The organism is Cyclobacterium sp. SYSU L10401, from assembly GCF_010993705.1.
Lineage (GTDB): Bacteria > Bacteroidota > Bacteroidia > Cytophagales > Cyclobacteriaceae > Cyclobacterium.
The window spans coordinates 844,299-861,329 of sequence record NZ_WOFO01000001.1 but is presented as its reverse complement, the minus strand read 5'-3'; the positions used below and the strand labels follow the sequence as shown (position 1 = coordinate 861,329).

11 protein-coding genes are annotated in these 17,031 nt (G+C 42.9%); 7 read left to right on the top strand and 4 right to left on the bottom strand.

The features are described from left to right. Positions 1 to 36: 36 nt before the first annotated feature. Complete coding sequence (locus tag GL182_RS03585) at positions 37 to 960, bottom strand: sugar phosphate isomerase/epimerase family protein (RefSeq protein ID WP_163378177.1); 924 nt, start codon at positions 958 to 960, stop codon at positions 37 to 39. Between the two features lie 282 nt (positions 961 to 1,242). Then, positions 1,243 to 2,958 carry an Ig-like domain-containing protein gene (locus GL182_RS03580; protein ID WP_163378176.1) on the bottom strand — a complete coding sequence of 572 codons (1,716 nt, stop codon included), beginning with the start codon at positions 2,956 to 2,958 and terminating at the stop codon, positions 1,243 to 1,245. Positions 2,959 to 3,181: 223 nt separating this feature from the next. Between GL182_RS03580 and GL182_RS03575 the strand changes: the two genes are divergently transcribed. Beyond that, a complete protein-coding gene (locus GL182_RS03575; RefSeq protein ID WP_163378175.1) occupies positions 3,182 to 4,684 on the top strand; it encodes a hypothetical protein in 1,503 nt (500 codons plus the stop codon). Here GL182_RS03575 and GL182_RS03570 read toward each other — a convergent pair. After that, positions 4,676 to 9,703 carry a C25 family cysteine peptidase gene (locus GL182_RS03570; protein WP_163378174.1) on the bottom strand — a complete coding sequence of 1,676 codons (5,028 nt, stop codon included), beginning with the start codon at positions 9,701 to 9,703 and terminating at the stop codon, positions 4,676 to 4,678. The two genes, GL182_RS03575 and GL182_RS03570, sit on opposite strands and share 9 nt — an antisense overlap. 7 nt (positions 9,704 to 9,710) lie before the next feature. Then, the gene (locus GL182_RS03565) at positions 9,711 to 10,826 is read right to left on the bottom strand and encodes a PorV/PorQ family protein (RefSeq protein WP_163378173.1); all 1,116 of its coding nucleotides are present in this window, start codon (positions 10,824 to 10,826) and stop codon (positions 9,711 to 9,713) included. 393 nt (positions 10,827 to 11,219) lie between these two features. On the opposite strand from GL182_RS03565, the gene GL182_RS03560 reads away from it, so the two are divergent. The 6 genes from GL182_RS03560 to GL182_RS03535 all read left to right on the top strand — a co-directional run bounded on the left by GL182_RS03560 (position 11,220) and on the right by GL182_RS03535 (position 17,025). Next, complete coding sequence (locus GL182_RS03560; RefSeq protein ID WP_163378172.1) at positions 11,220 to 11,558, top strand: PadR family transcriptional regulator; 339 nt, start codon at positions 11,220 to 11,222, stop codon at positions 11,556 to 11,558. A gap of 51 nt (positions 11,559 to 11,609) precedes the next feature. Then, on the top strand, positions 11,610 to 13,508 hold the full coding sequence (locus GL182_RS03555; protein WP_163378171.1) for a PspC domain-containing protein: 1,899 nt from the start codon (positions 11,610 to 11,612) through the stop codon (positions 13,506 to 13,508). Positions 13,509 to 13,566: 58 nt separating this feature from the next. After that, positions 13,567 to 14,967: an MBL fold metallo-hydrolase RNA specificity domain-containing protein gene (locus tag GL182_RS03550; protein WP_163378170.1), complete on the top strand. Its 1,401-nt coding sequence runs from the start codon at positions 13,567 to 13,569 to the stop codon at positions 14,965 to 14,967. 166 nt (positions 14,968 to 15,133) lie between these two features. Then, on the top strand, positions 15,134 to 15,577 hold the full coding sequence (locus GL182_RS03545) for a carboxypeptidase-like regulatory domain-containing protein (RefSeq protein ID WP_163378169.1): 444 nt from the start codon (positions 15,134 to 15,136) through the stop codon (positions 15,575 to 15,577). Between the two features lie 130 nt (positions 15,578 to 15,707). Then, complete coding sequence (locus tag GL182_RS03540) at positions 15,708 to 16,277, top strand: RNA polymerase sigma factor (RefSeq protein WP_163378168.1); 570 nt, start codon at positions 15,708 to 15,710, stop codon at positions 16,275 to 16,277. Beyond that, entirely contained in the window at positions 16,267 to 17,025 is a 759-nt protein-coding gene (locus tag GL182_RS03535; RefSeq protein ID WP_163378167.1) for a hypothetical protein, read from the top strand. The genes GL182_RS03540 and GL182_RS03535 overlap by 11 nt, the downstream gene beginning before the upstream one ends. Positions 17,026 to 17,031: the final 6 nt, after the last annotated feature.

Below are 17,031 nucleotides of genomic sequence, written 5' to 3'. Positions count from 1 at the left end.
GGCGTTTTTTTTTATATCCTGATGGGTTACTAATAATCAGGAAGCAGAACTCACAGCTTGCTTCATTTTCTTCAATCCTGTTTTTGCTACTTCAAGAGGGTCCTTTTCCCAATAACCAGGATTAAATAGTTCCAGTGAAAGCACTTTATCACCCCCCATCTCCTTAAGATCAGTTATGATCTGCTTCAATGGCGCTATGCCATCTCCAGGGTATACCCTATCCTTATCCTGCTGCTTTTCCCTCGGAATATCTCCAGGGTAGTCATTCATGTGAAAAATCTCGATGGCATTACCGTTAATCAATTTCAACCCTTCAAATCCAGAACCGCCCCTATACAAATGGTAAACATCCGGAAGTATCCGTGTATCCGGATCATTGGCCACGGCTGCCACCATCAATACCTGCCCCAAATGATGAAAAGGGGCAAATGCCCCCCAGAACTCAAGTTGAGGCATTACCCCGGTTCTCTTTCCAAGTTCCAATAAAGCCTTGTATCTTTTTCCTGCTAACATAAGATCTACCGGCGCCTCAGCACCTATACCAGGAGCGGCGACCCTTTTGCAGCCAATGGCTGCCAATAGCTCCATTTCTTCTTCCATCTGCTGAAATCCAGCCCTGCTCTTTTCCTCATCGGCTACCATCCAGGGGGCAAAGCCTATGGCATTTTCAACCCTTAGGCCATGCTGCTGAATCATTCCATTCAGATCATCCGCCTTATTTCCCCCTGCAATAAATTGTTTAACATCTTCAATCCATACCTCAATTCCATCGTAACCTGCTTCAGCAGCGATCTCTATGTACCTTTTCAATCCAGTTTTTTGCCCCCTGATGGTACTGGTATTCAAACAATAACTGAAGTTGGTTTTCTTTTTGGTCCTTGCAAAAGACGTTGCGGGACTAAAGGCTACCACGGATCCTAAACCTATGGATTTCAATAACTTTCTTCTGTCGGTCTTCATGTGTTTATAATGGTTTCTTAATGGTCACTACTTGTCCCGCACCGAAGATCGGGATAGCCTGTCCCAACACTAAATCGGGAGCATCTTGGACGATTTAAATAATCATTGCCCTGTGGGTTTAATGGTGATTTTAATCGTGTCGATTTCATGATTTTATCAAAAGCAATTTTTCGTAGTTTTCAGAGCTTGAAAATATAGCCGCATGGGGCAAATGCAAAAACCCCATCACGGTTAAAAGTACGAAATAATCCCAGAACTTTAGAAATTGAAGGAATCTGCCCATCAATTCTTTTTAAATTTAAGGCTTTCTTTACCCCATATCAGTACATATATTCCATTATTTAACCTTTGCACATCCAGCCGGATTGAAAATCCATTCCTTTCCAAACTATGGATTAAATGCGTTTTCTCACTACCCGCCATATCGAAAATCTTTAAGGCCTCCCCTTCACCAAAAGGGCCTTCAATTATGAGTTCTGCTTCCGCCGGATTTGGGTAAAGTCTGACGTCTACCTGTCCTTCCTCCGGAAAGTCCACCGCTACCACCTCGGAAAAAGCCACACTGAGATCCTGATCAACCTGCCGCAACCTCACAAATAACCTGCCTTCTCCCTTCATGGGAATAAAATGGGAATAATCTATTGTACTGTTTGAAAACCCCTCTGCATCAATACGATCAACAATCTGCCATTCACTCCCATTTACAGAAGTTTCTACTTCAAAAAATGCAGTGTTTTTTTCAAAGCCTGTCGTCCAATCAAGAGAGATACCCTGATTTGCCAAAGTAGAAGCAGTAAACTTCAGCCATTTTACGGGCAGCGCCACCTGGTTTACCTCAATGGTAACGAGGGCTTCATCACATTGCAAGCCCCCCTCTCCGCATATTTGATAAGTAAATTGGTCTATACCGAAAAACTCAGGATCTGGAACATACTCTATTTCCCCCGTCAAAGTATTGATAGTCAAAGAACCATTATCCGGCCCATCCAATATACTGAGATAGGAAGGGTCCAATATTTCACCAGGCAGGTCATTATCCAATACATCCAAAACTATGGGCTCCTCCTGATTGGTTGTTCCTTCATCATTATTGGCGGCTACAATATCAAACACCCCCACTTTATAGGCGGCAAATGCAATATCACTGGTCCCATTGAGCCTATACCGCAAGCTTCTAACCTGCTCATAATTGCCCATATTGATTCCGAAGGCTTCCAGTTCTGCCACCCACAAGCGCAAGTCTCTGGGGCTTTTCACAAAGGCTGCACCAGTACCGTTCAATTCGTAAAAATCAGCAGACCATTGCCCAAGGATATTGATTGCTGTATGGTCAATACTCAAAGAATTTCCCACCAGGTTTCCATCCCCATCAGTAAGAAAGATCTCATCAAGGGTGCTACTTGGATCGGCAAATTGGGTAACCAATATATCAGGAATACCATCTCCTATTTGGTCGGGATCAATGATGCCGGAAAAATCAAAAATAACATTGCCTGAGGCAATATTCGCTACTCCGGTGCCATAATCGAGTCCCTGAAGCCCATCTGTCAAAAATGTGGATAGGTTGGGTGGTACCGGGAAAGGTGGAGGGTTTGATATGCCATTGTCTACACCATCATAGAGCTGCCCCAGGCCAATATAGGTACCGGAGGGCTTCTCTGTAATGTTCCTGACAGGAAAAGCCTGGTAAACTTGCGGAGAAAAACCAACTCCCTCAAGACTCAACCTCCCATCATCAATGCCAGTAGAATATACGCTTCCCTGCCAGGTAAACCCCAGTAAATGGTGGGAATCATTGGGAAGGATCGGACTAATATCCCCAACACCGGAAGTCCAATATCCATCATGATCGGTAAAGACCCTTGAAGCCCCCCCATAAGTCTGTGATTGCAGATCTGTTGGATTCAAAAAGGCAAAGGCAATAAAATACCACAAACCACTTCTAATGAATAGGTTTTCATTCAAACAGGCCCATATGGTCTTGATCCAACCAACCATGCTACATTTCATTTGCAATCCGGGCAAACCAACATATACAAAGATTTGAACTTCCTATAGATAAATCTGACGATTGTATTATAATATTAATATCTTTATTGGTTTTAAAACATAAATATAAGCATTAAACTTCTAATAATTATAATTAAATATTATAAATCACAAATTTATTAAAAGAATTTAATTAGCTTTACAAGTCAAAGCGGCCAAACCATTTCATCTCATGGAGAAAAAGAATATAGCGCCTCAATTGGTGAATTTTTTCAAAAATGACAGTTCCTTTCTAATTGTTGCAGGAACATTTTCCCTACTGTTCATCCTCACCCTGATCAGCTTCTGGAAATTCGGCTCACACCTTTCGCCGGACACCATCGGATATTTTCAGATCACTATTGGTTTACCTGATGCCCTTTCCTCCCTCTCTCCATTTTATCCATTTTTACTCTCCAATTTACCATTATCTTTGATTCCTTTATTTGATCGGATTCTGGTTTTAAACCTCATCACAGGTATTCTTGCTTTCTATTTCCTATACAAAATAGCCGCTCATGCCGACAAAAATGCCGGAATAATTTTTTCGTTATTTGGTATTAGTCTGTTGTCCTGGTGGTCATTCAGGGTACTGGGAAGTGCCCATGCAGATAGCATATTCTACCTCCTGGTTTTGGCTTGGCTATATGTATTTATCTGGTCGGACAAGGATGACAACCATTACTTCCCTGCCTTGGGTGTGTTGTCTGCCCTCATGGTATGGGTAAAATTAAACACCCTTTTTTTAATCCCTCTGTTACTGGTCTGGATCCTTATAGACCCTAATTGGCGCTGGTTAATTGTCCTGGGCTGTATAATTGCTTCCTGGGCTGTATTCCAGTGGGTGGTACCGGAAAACATCCTACAATTCCATCTTACCGAGCACGCAAATGCTAATCCAGGTATCTTAAATCATTTGGCCCTTTTCTATGAAAATATGGCCAGCTGGATGCAGGTAACCTTAGGCCTTGTCATATCAGATTTCCTAAGCCAGCGGATCCCAAAGCCCCTGGCCTTTATCCTGGCCCTGGTCTGGGCATTTTTCCTTCTGGCTTATCTGTTTCTGAATAAAAACAAAAGGGAAAACAAAACCTATCCTTTGATACTTTTCGGAGTTATTTACACCCTGTGCTTTCTTGCCTTTCAACAGTTGTCGGGATACCAGGAAGTGAATTACCGGACCCTCTTCCCCTACCTTTTGGTAATTTCCTGGGCTACCTGGACTTCACTTATTCGTTTAAATCAGAAAAAAGTAATGGTCCTACTGGCCATATGTATCGGTGGACATACCCTTGTCGGACATGGCCTGCTTTGGCAAAGGGAGGATGTAGCCTCCCTGACCCTGGCAAAGCATTTTCACCAAAGTGATGTCAAAAAGAATATTGAGGCTGTATTAGAGGGACACCATCAGGAAATACGGACCGATGCCCCTGAAAAGCTAATGCTTTCCTTTGTAGATTTGCAGGTGTCACCAATTAAGCCAAAAGCCCTATTCATTGAAGGGAAAAACAAACCCCTGAGTGAATCGGAAAGGCTGATGGAAAGAGACCAGGCATTGGCATCCTTGCTTAGCGGAAGATCCATTATCGTGTTGTTTCAAGCAGATGAATTTTGGGAGCAGGTAGCTGAAAAAAGCAATGTAGACACTTCAGGAGATGACAAGGTCTTGATTTTGTCCGTAAGCGAACTACCTTAACAGGTACATTTTACCATACCCTTTTTTGAAGGCCTTGTCCCCTGCACTGCTGCGCAGCTCCATAAATTGACCATTTTTCCGGACCAGGACCCTGTAAATGTAAACGCCATTGGCCAATTGATCTCCAAATTCATCTTTCCCATCCCAGGCATAGGCAGAAATGTTATTCCCAATCGTTACCGGGCCCAATTCATCCTGAAATATCTCTTTGACCACCTTGCCGCTGATGGTCATGATCTGAATCTTTATCTCATCGGGTATCTCTGAGCCTGTGAGCGTAAATACAAAGCGCACATTGTTGCTGAACGGATTGGGGTAAGGGTAAAAGTGGGTGATCTGACTCTCATTGATTACCTCAAAACTCACTTCATAGGGATCGGACCCCGCTTCATTACCGGAAGCATCGCTGGCGTTGATCCGCAAAGTATAGAGGCCATCCTCCAAAGGCCCCGGTTGATATTCAATTTTAAAATCCGAGTTTTCGGTAGCTTCAAACCATTTCACTTCCGGGTTGCTGAAACTTATTTTTTCAAAATCACAGCCTTCACAAGGCTTCCGGATCATCAGTTCCATACCCAGCGTATCCTTTTTCAGGGCTATTTTATTTTCATCCTTTACCAGGGCTGAGATGACTACAGTGGGAGAAACAATGTCCCCATTCATGATATTCCTACCATCAAAATTAACCTCCAGTATGGGATTGAGATCATCTCCTTTTACTTTAAAAAAACCGGGAAGGTCAAGAACATTATTTCGGTAAAGTTGCTCAGGTATTATTCTGGGGTTGGCAAAAACATTGAGGGAATTATCCCCCGGCCTACCCTCGGAATTGAAACCCAAAGTGAAGGATGCTACCGCACCGGCTTTTACCGCCGGAATTTTTTTGCTTGCCTGCTCGATTCTTTTTTGATCAATGTTTTGAAAGGTATAATCAATGGTAATGGAATCTGTAAAATCGTACTTGGATATATTTACAAATTCAAATTCAAGCTCATCCGATTCTCCTTCCAATAGCTGGGATGATGTTCTTTTATCTTTTAAAACCAAAACCCCTTCCGGCACGCCCGTATAGTCCACCTGCCACTTTGCCAATTGAGGCAGGGCATTGGTCTCCATGTCATCCAGGGCATACCTTAATCTCAGGTAGGGATAGCTTTCTGCATCAAACCGGGAGAGATCCGCCCGTTCATCATCCAGGTCGCTGAGTAAGGGCACCTCTCCTCCATCTTGCGTTACCCCGACTATGCCCATGCTACTTCTTTCACTTTCAAAAAGATTTTTACTTTGGATTTCGTTGAAAAAACTAATCCATTCAGCGGCAGGCCCAATCCTTGGAGAAAGAATTTTACCAGAAGGAAAATATCCCGTGATATCAGTTTCAAAAGAAATCACCTGGGACTCCCTTGGAGACGCCCCATTGATATCGGGAACTACTTCTATTGCCTCACCCGGTTTCATTCCCTTCCTCCCAAATAGGATATAGGGATCTCCTGTTTGAAGATTCCGCAGGGTAGCCTCATTTGCTCCCAATTCCTTCATTTTTAAATAGGCCTTATCCGGCCAGTCCGAAAAAGTAACATTCCCTACAGAAAAAATTACGACATAATCATCCGTTTTCATACCATCCACAAAATCCAATAACATGGTCCCATTCGGACCTGTGATACTCGCATTTCGAATACTCTGTATCACCTGCGGCACCCGACCACAAGAACGAGAATCCAAAACATCAATAGTAACCAGAGGAACGGGCAAATAAGGCTCTAAGGTCCTGTGGTCAAAAGCCATCAAACCCAGGGACCCATTGGGGCAAAAGCGATTAAATGTATCCAGGATATAAGACACCCCATTCAACATGATTTGGGTATTCTCTACATCATATCCTTCCGTATCTGCTCCAAAAGTGAAAATATCAATATTCAAGGCCGTCTCCTGAAATTGCCATTCTCCATCGGTCAAATTGAGCTGTATATTATCCAGCTGGTTTCCTGAAAACTGAGGCAATTGTCTTTGGGTCCATCCTTCAGGACCATTATGGATATAGGAGAAACTATTGGTATTCCAGGAAGCGTCCTCACCTTCTCTGGGGGATAAAAACCTTGTCCGCCAGTAAAAGGTAAGCGAATCCCTTGCTGGAATATTATCAAAAAGCGCTACCTCCCACCTGGCCAGATTCTCAGTGGTTATCCTTACTTCTCTCCTCCTGGAGCTGGAAAAATCAGCCGTTGTATCCAATTGGATGACCAGGTTTCTGGCCTCCTGAAGAAAGCCTGGGATCTGCGCTATCAAGGATACCTCCGTTTCGTTAACGATACCAAACTCCAATGGAAAGAGGTTCAAAGTGCCGCTTAAGGGAACAAAAAAGGAAGCGGAAACGGAATTGTTTGAAAAGGTCATTTCATCAATCTCCCGGTCATCATTGATGTTTATGGTGAAAATATTGTCGCCAAACGAACTGATTCCCGTATTGGGGATGGAAATCACCAAAGTGTCCTGTCTGAAAACCGGGGTAATCATTCCTGATTCAATGCTGAGGACGCTTCCATCAGGCAATTGCCTCTCAATATCCAAACTTACAGAATCCAAATCCACCCGTCCCAAATTCCTGATCAGCAGCGACAACTCGAGCGAATCAGCCAGGGAGTTTAAAGGTTGCCCCCCTATTCCCTGCAGGACCACATCTTCCTGCAAAATGGCATAATCTGCCCTATTGGCTGGAAACATGCGGGATGCAGGATCACCCAAAAGTATGATTTGATTGGCATGGGATTGGTTTACTTCCGAGCCTCCGTACCTGGAATAAAGCTGTCGCTCGGCCTCCACCTTTACCTTACCCAGGCTTTGGTAAATCAAGGATGAATCTGCAAAAGCCTTGGCATAAAAGGATTCGCTATACCTCCTGAGGTAGACATCTATTCCAATATCAGCATGAGCCAGAAAGTTGGATGCCCCCCTTTCTGGTGTGACTATCCAGTCTTCACCAAAAGTATAGGCATCCCCATAGGCATTCCCTGCATCGCAGCCGTTTAAAAGTAATACCGGGTATTTTCCTTCATTGCGATAACCCATTTCATTGACACTCGCAAATCCAATATCAATATCCGTGGTCGAGGGAGCGGCATGGCCAAAGAATGTCACCAAACCCACCCCATCATTGATTTCATCTGAAATATTGATCAATTCTGTAGATTCATTTGACCTCTTCCTTATCGTTTGCACATTTCCACCCAGATAAACATCTTCGGCTACCGCTTTGAATCCATTTAGAAAATTAAAAAACCGTTCCAATTCAAAAGCCGATCTGCCTCCACTCAAATGGACAATATTTTTTTGCCAGGGTTCAGAAACTCCCATGGCATCTTTTTCCTTAATCTTATCCAAATAGGCACCCACATCATCCGGGGTCCTGGCAGGGATCCGGCCAATACTTATGTTTTGTCCCAATGGATCCTCGGGATCCAATCCCACCACAAATCGGTTGTCAGAATAGGGATAACCATATGCCGGTACCAGTTCCTGAAAATCAAATAAGGAAGGATTATTTCTGTAAAAATACGTTACCCCTGCCTGCCTTCTCGTATTGATCATTCCATATGCCCTTCCAACCAACAGCAGGTATTCCGGCCTGAATCGATCATTGTATTCCTTTAAAAAATTCCGGATGCCCAGTGGGGACTTTTCTCCAAAAGAAAATTGATCGTATAACTGCTGTACATTCACTGTCAAAGTGTCAAATCCCCCTCCTGCCGGGGTAGCCCTGTAGGCGGCATATGCACCCACCGGGTCTCCATAATTACTGGCCGGTCGCCTTAATCTCTCATGTGAAATGATCAGAAAATTGGCATTTTGCGCCAAGAGATTTCTGAACCTTACCCGTTGCAATACATTGATTTCTTTCACCTGATTGAGATTTTGTAACAATACAGTCCCCGCTCTTCCCTGACTCCCGGTGGGAATCTGAAGCTCATCCTCCATCAGATTTAAACCATATTTAACCGGATTATTGGCATCTTTGATATCGTAGGCGACATAATCCCTGCTTACCCCTGGTATGGTTAGCATTTTATCCGCCTCCTCAAATGCTAAGACCTCTTTCTCAAAATCACCTGATAAACCTCTCGATCGGTAAACCACCCTGCAATAATTGATCGAAATATTATCCACGGCATTATTTACACCGAGAGAGGTGATGCTTACAAAAAGTTGGCCTTCAGTTGAAAAATCAGTCGGGCGAAGGTTTTCCAGAAAAACCCTGTTTTGAAAGTCGTCAAATGCATATTGTCCCAGCTCCCGGAGTGCGCCTGCGGAAGGCCCGACCCTAACAGAGGTCAGGTGAGGGGTTTCTGACCGACCCACAAGTCCGATTTCAAGTGTCGGTAACTTATCCCCTATGACTTCTCCAAGATTTGAAAAATTCACTGACCGACTGGATCCCTTGGTGACAATGGAGGATGTCCAGCCTTGTCCCTCATCGTAGCTGGATAATCTCACCCCGGGAAAATAAATTTTACCCAGGGAATACTGTTCTGCAAAATGTTCCAAAGCGGATTTTTGGTATCCGGAAATTTCTTCCGCTCCGCCTGGTAAGGATGCGGTGTCCATCCGCTTACCTCTTTGACCGGGGGAAATGGTTAAGAAAAAGGCAGTGGTATCATTATGGGTATTGTAGAAGGGGTTGGGTAGTAAATCCGGGCTGCCATATAGGGCGGAATCCAAAGTGCCGTCATTCCTTTTGCCAATAAATTCCAGGTAATCTCCCTGGTCAAAAACGCCATCCTCCTCCCCGTGGATGTAAACTGCTACCTCTTCGCCCCGGTGAAAAACCTGTATTTCTCTGGGATCCAAAGATTCCAATGGCAAGCCAGATGCTGAAAAAGTGGTATAGCTCAATCGGAAAACACCATCTGTCGCCGTTGGGATTTTAAAATAATCCTGGTCATATTTCACCCATTGGCTTGCCTGGCCAAAAACAGATGAGCTAACACCATAGAAAATCAATAAAATAAATACTCTTAACATTCTCTGACTAATTGTTTTCCCAACCCCCATAAATCCTAAAATCCTCTTTTAAAGGATTCAATGAAACTTTAACACTAAAAACATGAGAAAATGGTGTTTCAGAAATGCTTCCAATATCTGTCAATGCATAGTCAATCAATACCTTTTCACTGGCTTTAAACCCCAAACCAAAACCGGGTTGCAAGCTGGAATACTTACTTCCGTCAAAATTGGTTAATCTTTGGAAATTACCGGCCCCTAAGCGGAAATAAGCCGTGCTTTTATAATCCAGCTCAGCTCCTATCTTCGGATCTATATTGAAAATACGGCTTCCAAATAGCGCATTGCGCTGCCCATCGAAGGTGAAATCGAAATCCATGGTGGCAAGAAGGTTGATATCAGAAGTAATTTCAAAAACCTTGGCAAGGCCAAAAATCGCTCTGGGGAGCGTCAGTTCAATGCTGTTAATGGGGATTTCGTTCTGTGTCTGGTCATAAATCTCTCTTACCAAATCTGCATTGTGAGACCAGGCATTGAAGGTAGTCGTCACATCCCGGGCCATTAAGCCCAGACGCCAGCCATTCCACAGGTAAATGGCACCAAAGTCCAAACCAAAACCCCAGGCTTTGGCAAATTTCCCTACATTTCTATGAATGATCTTGGTATTGACCCCCAACTTAAAATTATCGCTCACATCCCGGGCATAACTGAGCAGAAGGGCATAATCTGCCGCATTAAAAAATTGAATGTTGTTATAATTCAGGGCTCCGTTAGCATCATATAAAAAGCGGGTGTCCGGAATATCATCTACCCCAAAACGGATCAAAGATATAGCGATCTGGTTGTCCTCTTGTATATTGGTAGTATAAGCTGCAAAATCAAATTTGGCAATACCGGCAAAGTACTCCGCATGCATAAGGGCAAACTCATGCTCATGGGCCACTCCAATCAAACCAGCAGGATTCCAATAAGCAGCAGTGACATCCCTCACAGCAGCTACCTGGGCACCTGCCATGCCCAATCCCCTGGCACCTATCCCAATATTCATGAATTCATTGGAATATTTTGGGGCAATTCCCTGTCCCTTGACAGATCCAAACAGCAACAGCCCTACCAACACACAAAAATTAGCCCTGGAAATCATAAGGTTAAATAATAATTCTGTTGCAAAGTAAAAAGAAAATAATCAATGGTAATATTTTGAAATTAAAAATTTACCCGCAATCCTGAAAGTATTGTTCAAAAGTGAACACATAACTGTTCGCAGATGACTTGATTTTCAGAATGGCTTCTTTGTCCGACTGATGAAGCTCAATTTTGAAAGAATTTTTTTCTCCATTTTGAATACCAAAACATGCCCTTTAAGGACTTAATTCCGCATTTCAGGTCTGATTCTGGTCAATGTCCAAAAATGATTCATACTGGAAAGAAGTATTACAAGGTACCTGTTAAAAAATTGGTATTATTTTTCTTGTATCAGCATAAATAGAAATGAAATTATTGGGCTTAATCCCTAAAAGCTATTAATCAAGAAAAAATGAAAGCTTCAAACACCCAAACCCAAATGCGGAAAGGAATATTGGAATTCTGTATTTTACATATTATTGCCAGGGGTGAAGTCTATGCCACAGATATGATAGATGAACTCAAAGGTGCGCAGCTAATCGTTGTTGAAGGAACCTTGTATCCCCTTCTAAACAGGTTAAGAACTTCCGGACTAGCCAGCTATAAATGGGTAGAATCCGAAACCGGCCCCCCTAGAAAATACTATTCCATCACCCCGGAAGGAAAGGAATTTTTGAAAGAGCTCGATCAAACCTGGCTGGACCTGGACAACTCCGTCAATCAAATTCTCAAAAAACCAAAAAACCAATAGCAGCAATCAGGTTATTAAACTTAATTTTCTTAACCTTAGCCATAGAAAATCATGAAGAAGACAATAAGTATAAATATCAGCGGGATACTATTTCACATTGAAGAGGATGGTTATACCTCGCTAAAGCATTATCTGGATGCCATCAACCAGCATTTCTCCTTATATGAGGACAATCAGGAAATCATTACGGACATAGAAAACAGGATTGCTGAAATTTTTCTCAGCAACCTGAAGAACAACAAGCAGGTCATCACTGCAGAAAATGTGAGCAACCTGATTGATAAAATGGGAACCATAGCAGATTTTAAGGCTGTGGAGCAAGACATGCAGGAAGGAAACAAATCGGAGGAAGGGCATAATGATTTCTACAAGTACATAACCCCTCCCAATCAAAACTCCGGAAAAGGCTATAAAAAACTAACCCGACTCGTACATACAAAAATTCTGGGTGGTGTTTGTGCCGGATTCGCCAACTACCTTTCCATTGATCCCCTGTGGACCAGGTTGATTGCCATATTGCTGGTCTTCAGTGGTGGCCTTAGCTTTAACAACCTACCCATACCATTCTTTTCTGACCGGTTGCATTTGGGAATGGCCATCGGGTGGTGGACAGTCGCCGCCTATATCCTGCTTTGGATCATTCTACCGGTATCGGATGAAAGGCCGGAAGACAAAAACATTAAAAAACTATACAGAAACCCCGATGACAGGGTGATGGGTGGCGTAGGAAGTGGCCTGGCTGCTTATTTCAATATTGATGTTATCTGGATGAGGCTGGCATTTGTGGGTTTGATATTTGCCGGTGGCTCTGGCTTTGTACTCTACCTGATCCTCTGGATCATTACCCCCATGGCCAAATCCATCACAGAAAGGATAGAAATGAAAGGAGGCGCCATCACCCTGAGTAACATTGAAAACACCCTACAGCAAAACCTCTCCAGCGAATCCACCAGAAAGGAATCTGCAGCCAAGTCCGTTGTACTTGCTCCATTTAGATTTCTTGGCATGGTCATAAATGGTCTTGGCAAAGCCCTTGGTCCATTTGGGAGATTTTTACTGGAGGTGGTCCGTGTCGTCTTCGGACTCATCATATTTTTTCTGGGCATGATCCTGATCATAATACCTCTTGGTTTCCTTGGATTATATTCTGAAATATTGAGTCAAAGTGGTTGGAATTATGTCATGGATGGGTTTCCCATTGAAGCGATTGGAGAACTTTTACCATTTTGGTTGGCAATAGCGGCTGCTGTTATCGCATTGATCCCCAGCATCGCTTTGGTACTCCTGGGCCTGAGTGTGCTAATCAAAAGAAACCTGATAGATGGCAGGTTTGGTTTTGTCATGTTTGGAATATGGATTTTGAGTATATTGATCTGTTCGTTTCAGGCACCCAAAATCATCAGCCAGTTTAAGTCTGGGGCAATCCATTCCGTAAATCAGGAATTGGAAGTGCCAGAGGAAACGCTTTTGGTCAAAGGAGAAGATGGTTTGTTGGAAAATAAAGACTGGGGATTGGTGCACCTTCAGATAAGGGGACATGATGCTGATAAAATTTATGTGGAGCAACGTTTTTCCTCCAAAGGTTCAACCCGGGAGGATGCCTTAAAAAATGCATCTTCTGTCAACTACAACCTGCAAATGGAGGACAGTGTATTGGTATTCAGCAAAATATTGACTTTTCCCAAACCAGCGAAGTTTCGGATGCAGGAATTGAATCAGACACTCTACCTGCCAATGAATAAACCTTTTGTCCTGGATAGGTCTTTATTGCCCATTTTGAAAAACACGCTGAATCAACATGGCTATAAATCGAGAGATATTAGCAGTAGACACCATTGGGTATTCAATGAAGATGGTCTGCTATGTTTGAATTGTATCAATGATCACAGGCAATCCACGGCGGACAGCCTGTCAAGAAGCCAATTTCAGGAAAGGTATTTTATGGAATAATCAATGGGTATCAACCGCTTTTTTCTTACTTTCAGGTCCGCAAATTAAGAGAAGTCAGATGGATGTAAAAGTAAAGTTTTTGGGTGGTGCAGGTACTGTGACCGGCTCCAGATTTTTGCTGGAGGCTGGTGGATTTAAGCTACTGGTAGATTGTGGTTTATTCCAGGGCCTAAAGGACTACAGGCTTCGTAACTGGGATAGCTTTCCTACAGATCCTTCGGATGTAGACATGGTTTTGTTAACACATGCCCACATTGACCATTCGGGCTACCTTCCCAAATTTGTCAAAGAAGGATTCAAGGGGCAGATTGTATGCACCGAACCTACGCTTGAATTGGTAAAAATACTGCTGCTGGATGCCGGAAAGCTTCAGGAGGAAGAGGCAAAATTTGCAGCCCGCAAAGGGTATTCTAAACATAAAAAGCCCCTGCCCCTATTTACCCAAAAAGATGCAGAAAGTGTGTTTCCTCTATTGAAGCCCATTTCTTTTGAAGAGGAATTAAAATTAAATGATTCCATCAGCCTTACCGCATACAATGCAGGACACATCCTTGGTGCTGCTATTTTAAAACTAAAAATCAAGGGAGATAATCAGGAAAAGAAAATAATTTTTTCAGGGGATCTGGGTAGATACAAGGACCCCATTTTGAACCCACCTGCTGAAATACCTTTTGGAGATGTTGTTTTTTTGGAATCCACCTATGGGGACCGAACCAATGAATCCGAAAACCTGGACAAACAATTGGCACAAATCATCCGGACTACCTACCAAAATGGAGGCGTTTCCCTGATTCCTTCTTTTGCTGTGGGAAGAACCCAAATGATCCTATACTACCTTCATCGCCTGAAGGAAAAAGGGTTCATTCCAGATATCCCCATCTACCTGGACAGTCCTATGGCCATCGATGTGACAGGACTTTACAAAAAATTCTCCCACTACCACCATCTTGGTCCCTCCTTGGAAGATCGGGAGGCTAACCCATTTCTTCATAAAAACCTCCATTACTACAGAGACCAGGAGGCTTCCATGAGTCTGAACCACCTGGAAGGCAATGCCATCATTATTTCTGCCAGCGGCATGGCTACCGGAGGAAGGATATTACACCATTTGTATCACCGCTTACCAAATGAGAATGACAGTGTAATATTTGTGGGCTATCAACCTGAAGGCACCAGGGGGCGCAAAATCCTTGATGGTGACAAAATTTGCCGAATTTATGGCATAGACGTAGCCGTAAAAGCCAACATCCATTTTATTGATGGATTGTCCGCACATGCTGACCAGACCGAGTTGATCCAATGGTGTGAGCATTTCATTTCCAAACCAAAAATTACCTTTCTGGTGCATGGAGAAAAACAGGCCAGCGAAAAACTGGCCGGAATTTTGAAAGACAAATTTGAATGGAACACCATCTGTCCCCAATACCTGGAGTCATTTGAACTATTTTCAGGAATTTAGGGTAGGTCCTGGTGTTTGACCTTCTTGTAATTCATAATTTTATCGGGAATATTTTTAATTACTTTTTATGAAAACAGTTGTAAGATTATTCGCTTATGGGCTATTGGCCACCTGCTGCCTTTTTTCTTGTAAATCCTCAAAAATTAAGTCTCAAAAAGCGGAGGAAATGAAAGAAAAAAAGGAAACAGATGATCCACAAAAACCAAGGGATAGGGACCAATCGGCCGGTATAGAAGGACAGGTATTTTGGGTAGAAGGCAACCAAATGCCCCAATTCTCTGAAAACAAAGAACAGGCTGCACCGGAGCAAGTTGGAAAACCCACCAAAAGAACCTTGAGAATCCATGAACTCACGCATATCAACCAGGCCAACCTGGGAGATTACCTTTTTGGTGATATTGAAACGCCCCTGGTGAAGGAGGTTGAAACCGATGAAGAGGGCTATTTTAAAGTAGAACTTCCGCCGGGCAGGTATTCCATATTTACCGTAGAAGAAAAAGGTTATTTCGCTAATGTCTTTGATCTGGACAGCTACATTCATCCGGTAACCATAGAAAAAAGCGGATGGAATAGAATAAAAATACTTATTGATTACCAGGCAACCTACTGATTACAAATGATTGACATTCAATTTTTTAAAAGCTATTTGTAAGGCCTGAAAAAAAATTTTTCATTAATTTCATGCTGGCATGCAACCATCATTTGGTCAAATGTATCTACCTAATTGTAAGCCATAAATAATGCCAGCCAAAAACAGATTTACGGAAGAAACCGCTTTGATCGAAGCTTGCTTAAAAGGTGAAAGATTAGCCTGCAGGGAATTGTATGAACAGTATTCCGGTAAATTTCTAGCCATATCCCTTAGGTACATCAAGGATCATGATTTGGCACAAGACGTTTTGGTAGAGGGGTTTATGAAAATATTTGAAAATTTATCGCAATTTAAAAATGCTGGAAGTTTTGAAGGATGGATGAAACGAATCATAGTAACACAGGCCTTGCTCACGCTCAGGAAAAACCAAAAATTACGGATGGAGGTAGATTGGGATACGCAAACGGAAATGGTTGAGTTCAATCCACAAATTGGAGATTTTGATACAGAAGAACTGCTTCAGGTAATAGCTGCTCTTCCTCTGGGCTACAGAACGGTTTTTAACCTTTATGCCATTGAAGGGTACTCCCACAGGGAAATATCAGAAATGCTGGGCATTTCGGAAAACACGTCCAAATCCCAACTAAGCAGGTCAAGAGCAATACTTCAGCAAAAGCTGAAACCAAATCAACAAAAAGAGAAGAACAATGGAGGATAAGAAGAATCATCTCGATGAAAGAATCCGTCAAAGGCTATCGGATCATCAGGTAGTCCCCGAAGATTGGGTATGGGAGGAGATTTCAAGCAGGCTGGAAAAGAAGAAAAAGCCGGTAATTGTCTTTTGGAAAGGCTGGGCAGCCGCTGCAGTTTTGTTATTGGGCTTCAGCTGGTTCTTAATCAGGTTTGAAATGCCTGAGATCAATCAGCCCCTCTCCCAGGACATGAATAAAAGCATTCAATCCGAAGAAACTTATGTCAGCCAGGAAGAAACGGATGATGATACAGATCAGGTTGAGACCAATGAACCTGAGCAAGTAGTACGGCACGAAAAGGAACAAAAAAGCTCAGCAAACACTCCGTTACTTCCCAAAAAAACGACAGAAGAAAGCCCTTTAATTGCGCAGGCTGAAGACAAAAACGCCGCTCCCAGAAAGCAGGAGCTTATGCCTGACCCTCCTGCAGCAATAGAACCTGAGTGGCAGGAGTTCATCCCTGTTCCAGATATAGACCTGGCCCAGGAAGAAGCTTCGCAAGGAGAGATCGGGACAGAAGATGATTACACGGTCAGAATTGTCTCCAGAGGCTATGCCTTACAACCCGATAAAGAAAAACTGGTAGATGGACTGGAAAATAAAATTGGTGGGTTTTTCAATAAAGTAGACGAGGGTTTTGGTGAGTTACAAGATGCCAAAAACAACCTTTTCGCCTCCCTGGGTAATAAAAGAGAAAAGAGAGTAAACAGATAATTGTAT

Bases quoted from the DNA above. Each gene is read 5' to 3' on its own strand.
- GL182_RS03585 (WP_163378177.1), bottom strand. From the start codon at position 960: ATGAAGACCGACAGAAGAAAGTTATTGAAATCCATAGGTTTAGGATCC.
- GL182_RS03580 (WP_163378176.1), bottom strand. From the start codon at position 2,958: ATGGTTGGTTGGATCAAGACCATATGGGCCTGTTTGAATGAAAACCTA.
- GL182_RS03575 (WP_163378175.1), top strand. From the start codon at position 3,182: ATGGAGAAAAAGAATATAGCGCCTCAATTGGTGAATTTTTTCAAAAAT.
- GL182_RS03570 (WP_163378174.1), bottom strand. From the start codon at position 9,703: ATGTTAAGAGTATTTATTTTATTGATTTTCTATGGTGTTAGCTCATCT.
- GL182_RS03565 (WP_163378173.1), bottom strand. From the start codon at position 10,826: ATGATTTCCAGGGCTAATTTTTGTGTGTTGGTAGGGCTGTTGCTGTTT.
- GL182_RS03560 (WP_163378172.1), top strand. From the start codon at position 11,220: ATGAAAGCTTCAAACACCCAAACCCAAATGCGGAAAGGAATATTGGAA.
- GL182_RS03555 (WP_163378171.1), top strand. From the start codon at position 11,610: ATGAAGAAGACAATAAGTATAAATATCAGCGGGATACTATTTCACATT.
- GL182_RS03550 (WP_163378170.1), top strand. From the start codon at position 13,567: ATGGATGTAAAAGTAAAGTTTTTGGGTGGTGCAGGTACTGTGACCGGC.
- GL182_RS03545 (WP_163378169.1), top strand. From the start codon at position 15,134: ATGAAAGAAAAAAAGGAAACAGATGATCCACAAAAACCAAGGGATAGG.
- GL182_RS03540 (WP_163378168.1), top strand. From the start codon at position 15,708: ATGCCAGCCAAAAACAGATTTACGGAAGAAACCGCTTTGATCGAAGCT.
- GL182_RS03535 (WP_163378167.1), top strand. From the start codon at position 16,267: ATGGAGGATAAGAAGAATCATCTCGATGAAAGAATCCGTCAAAGGCTA.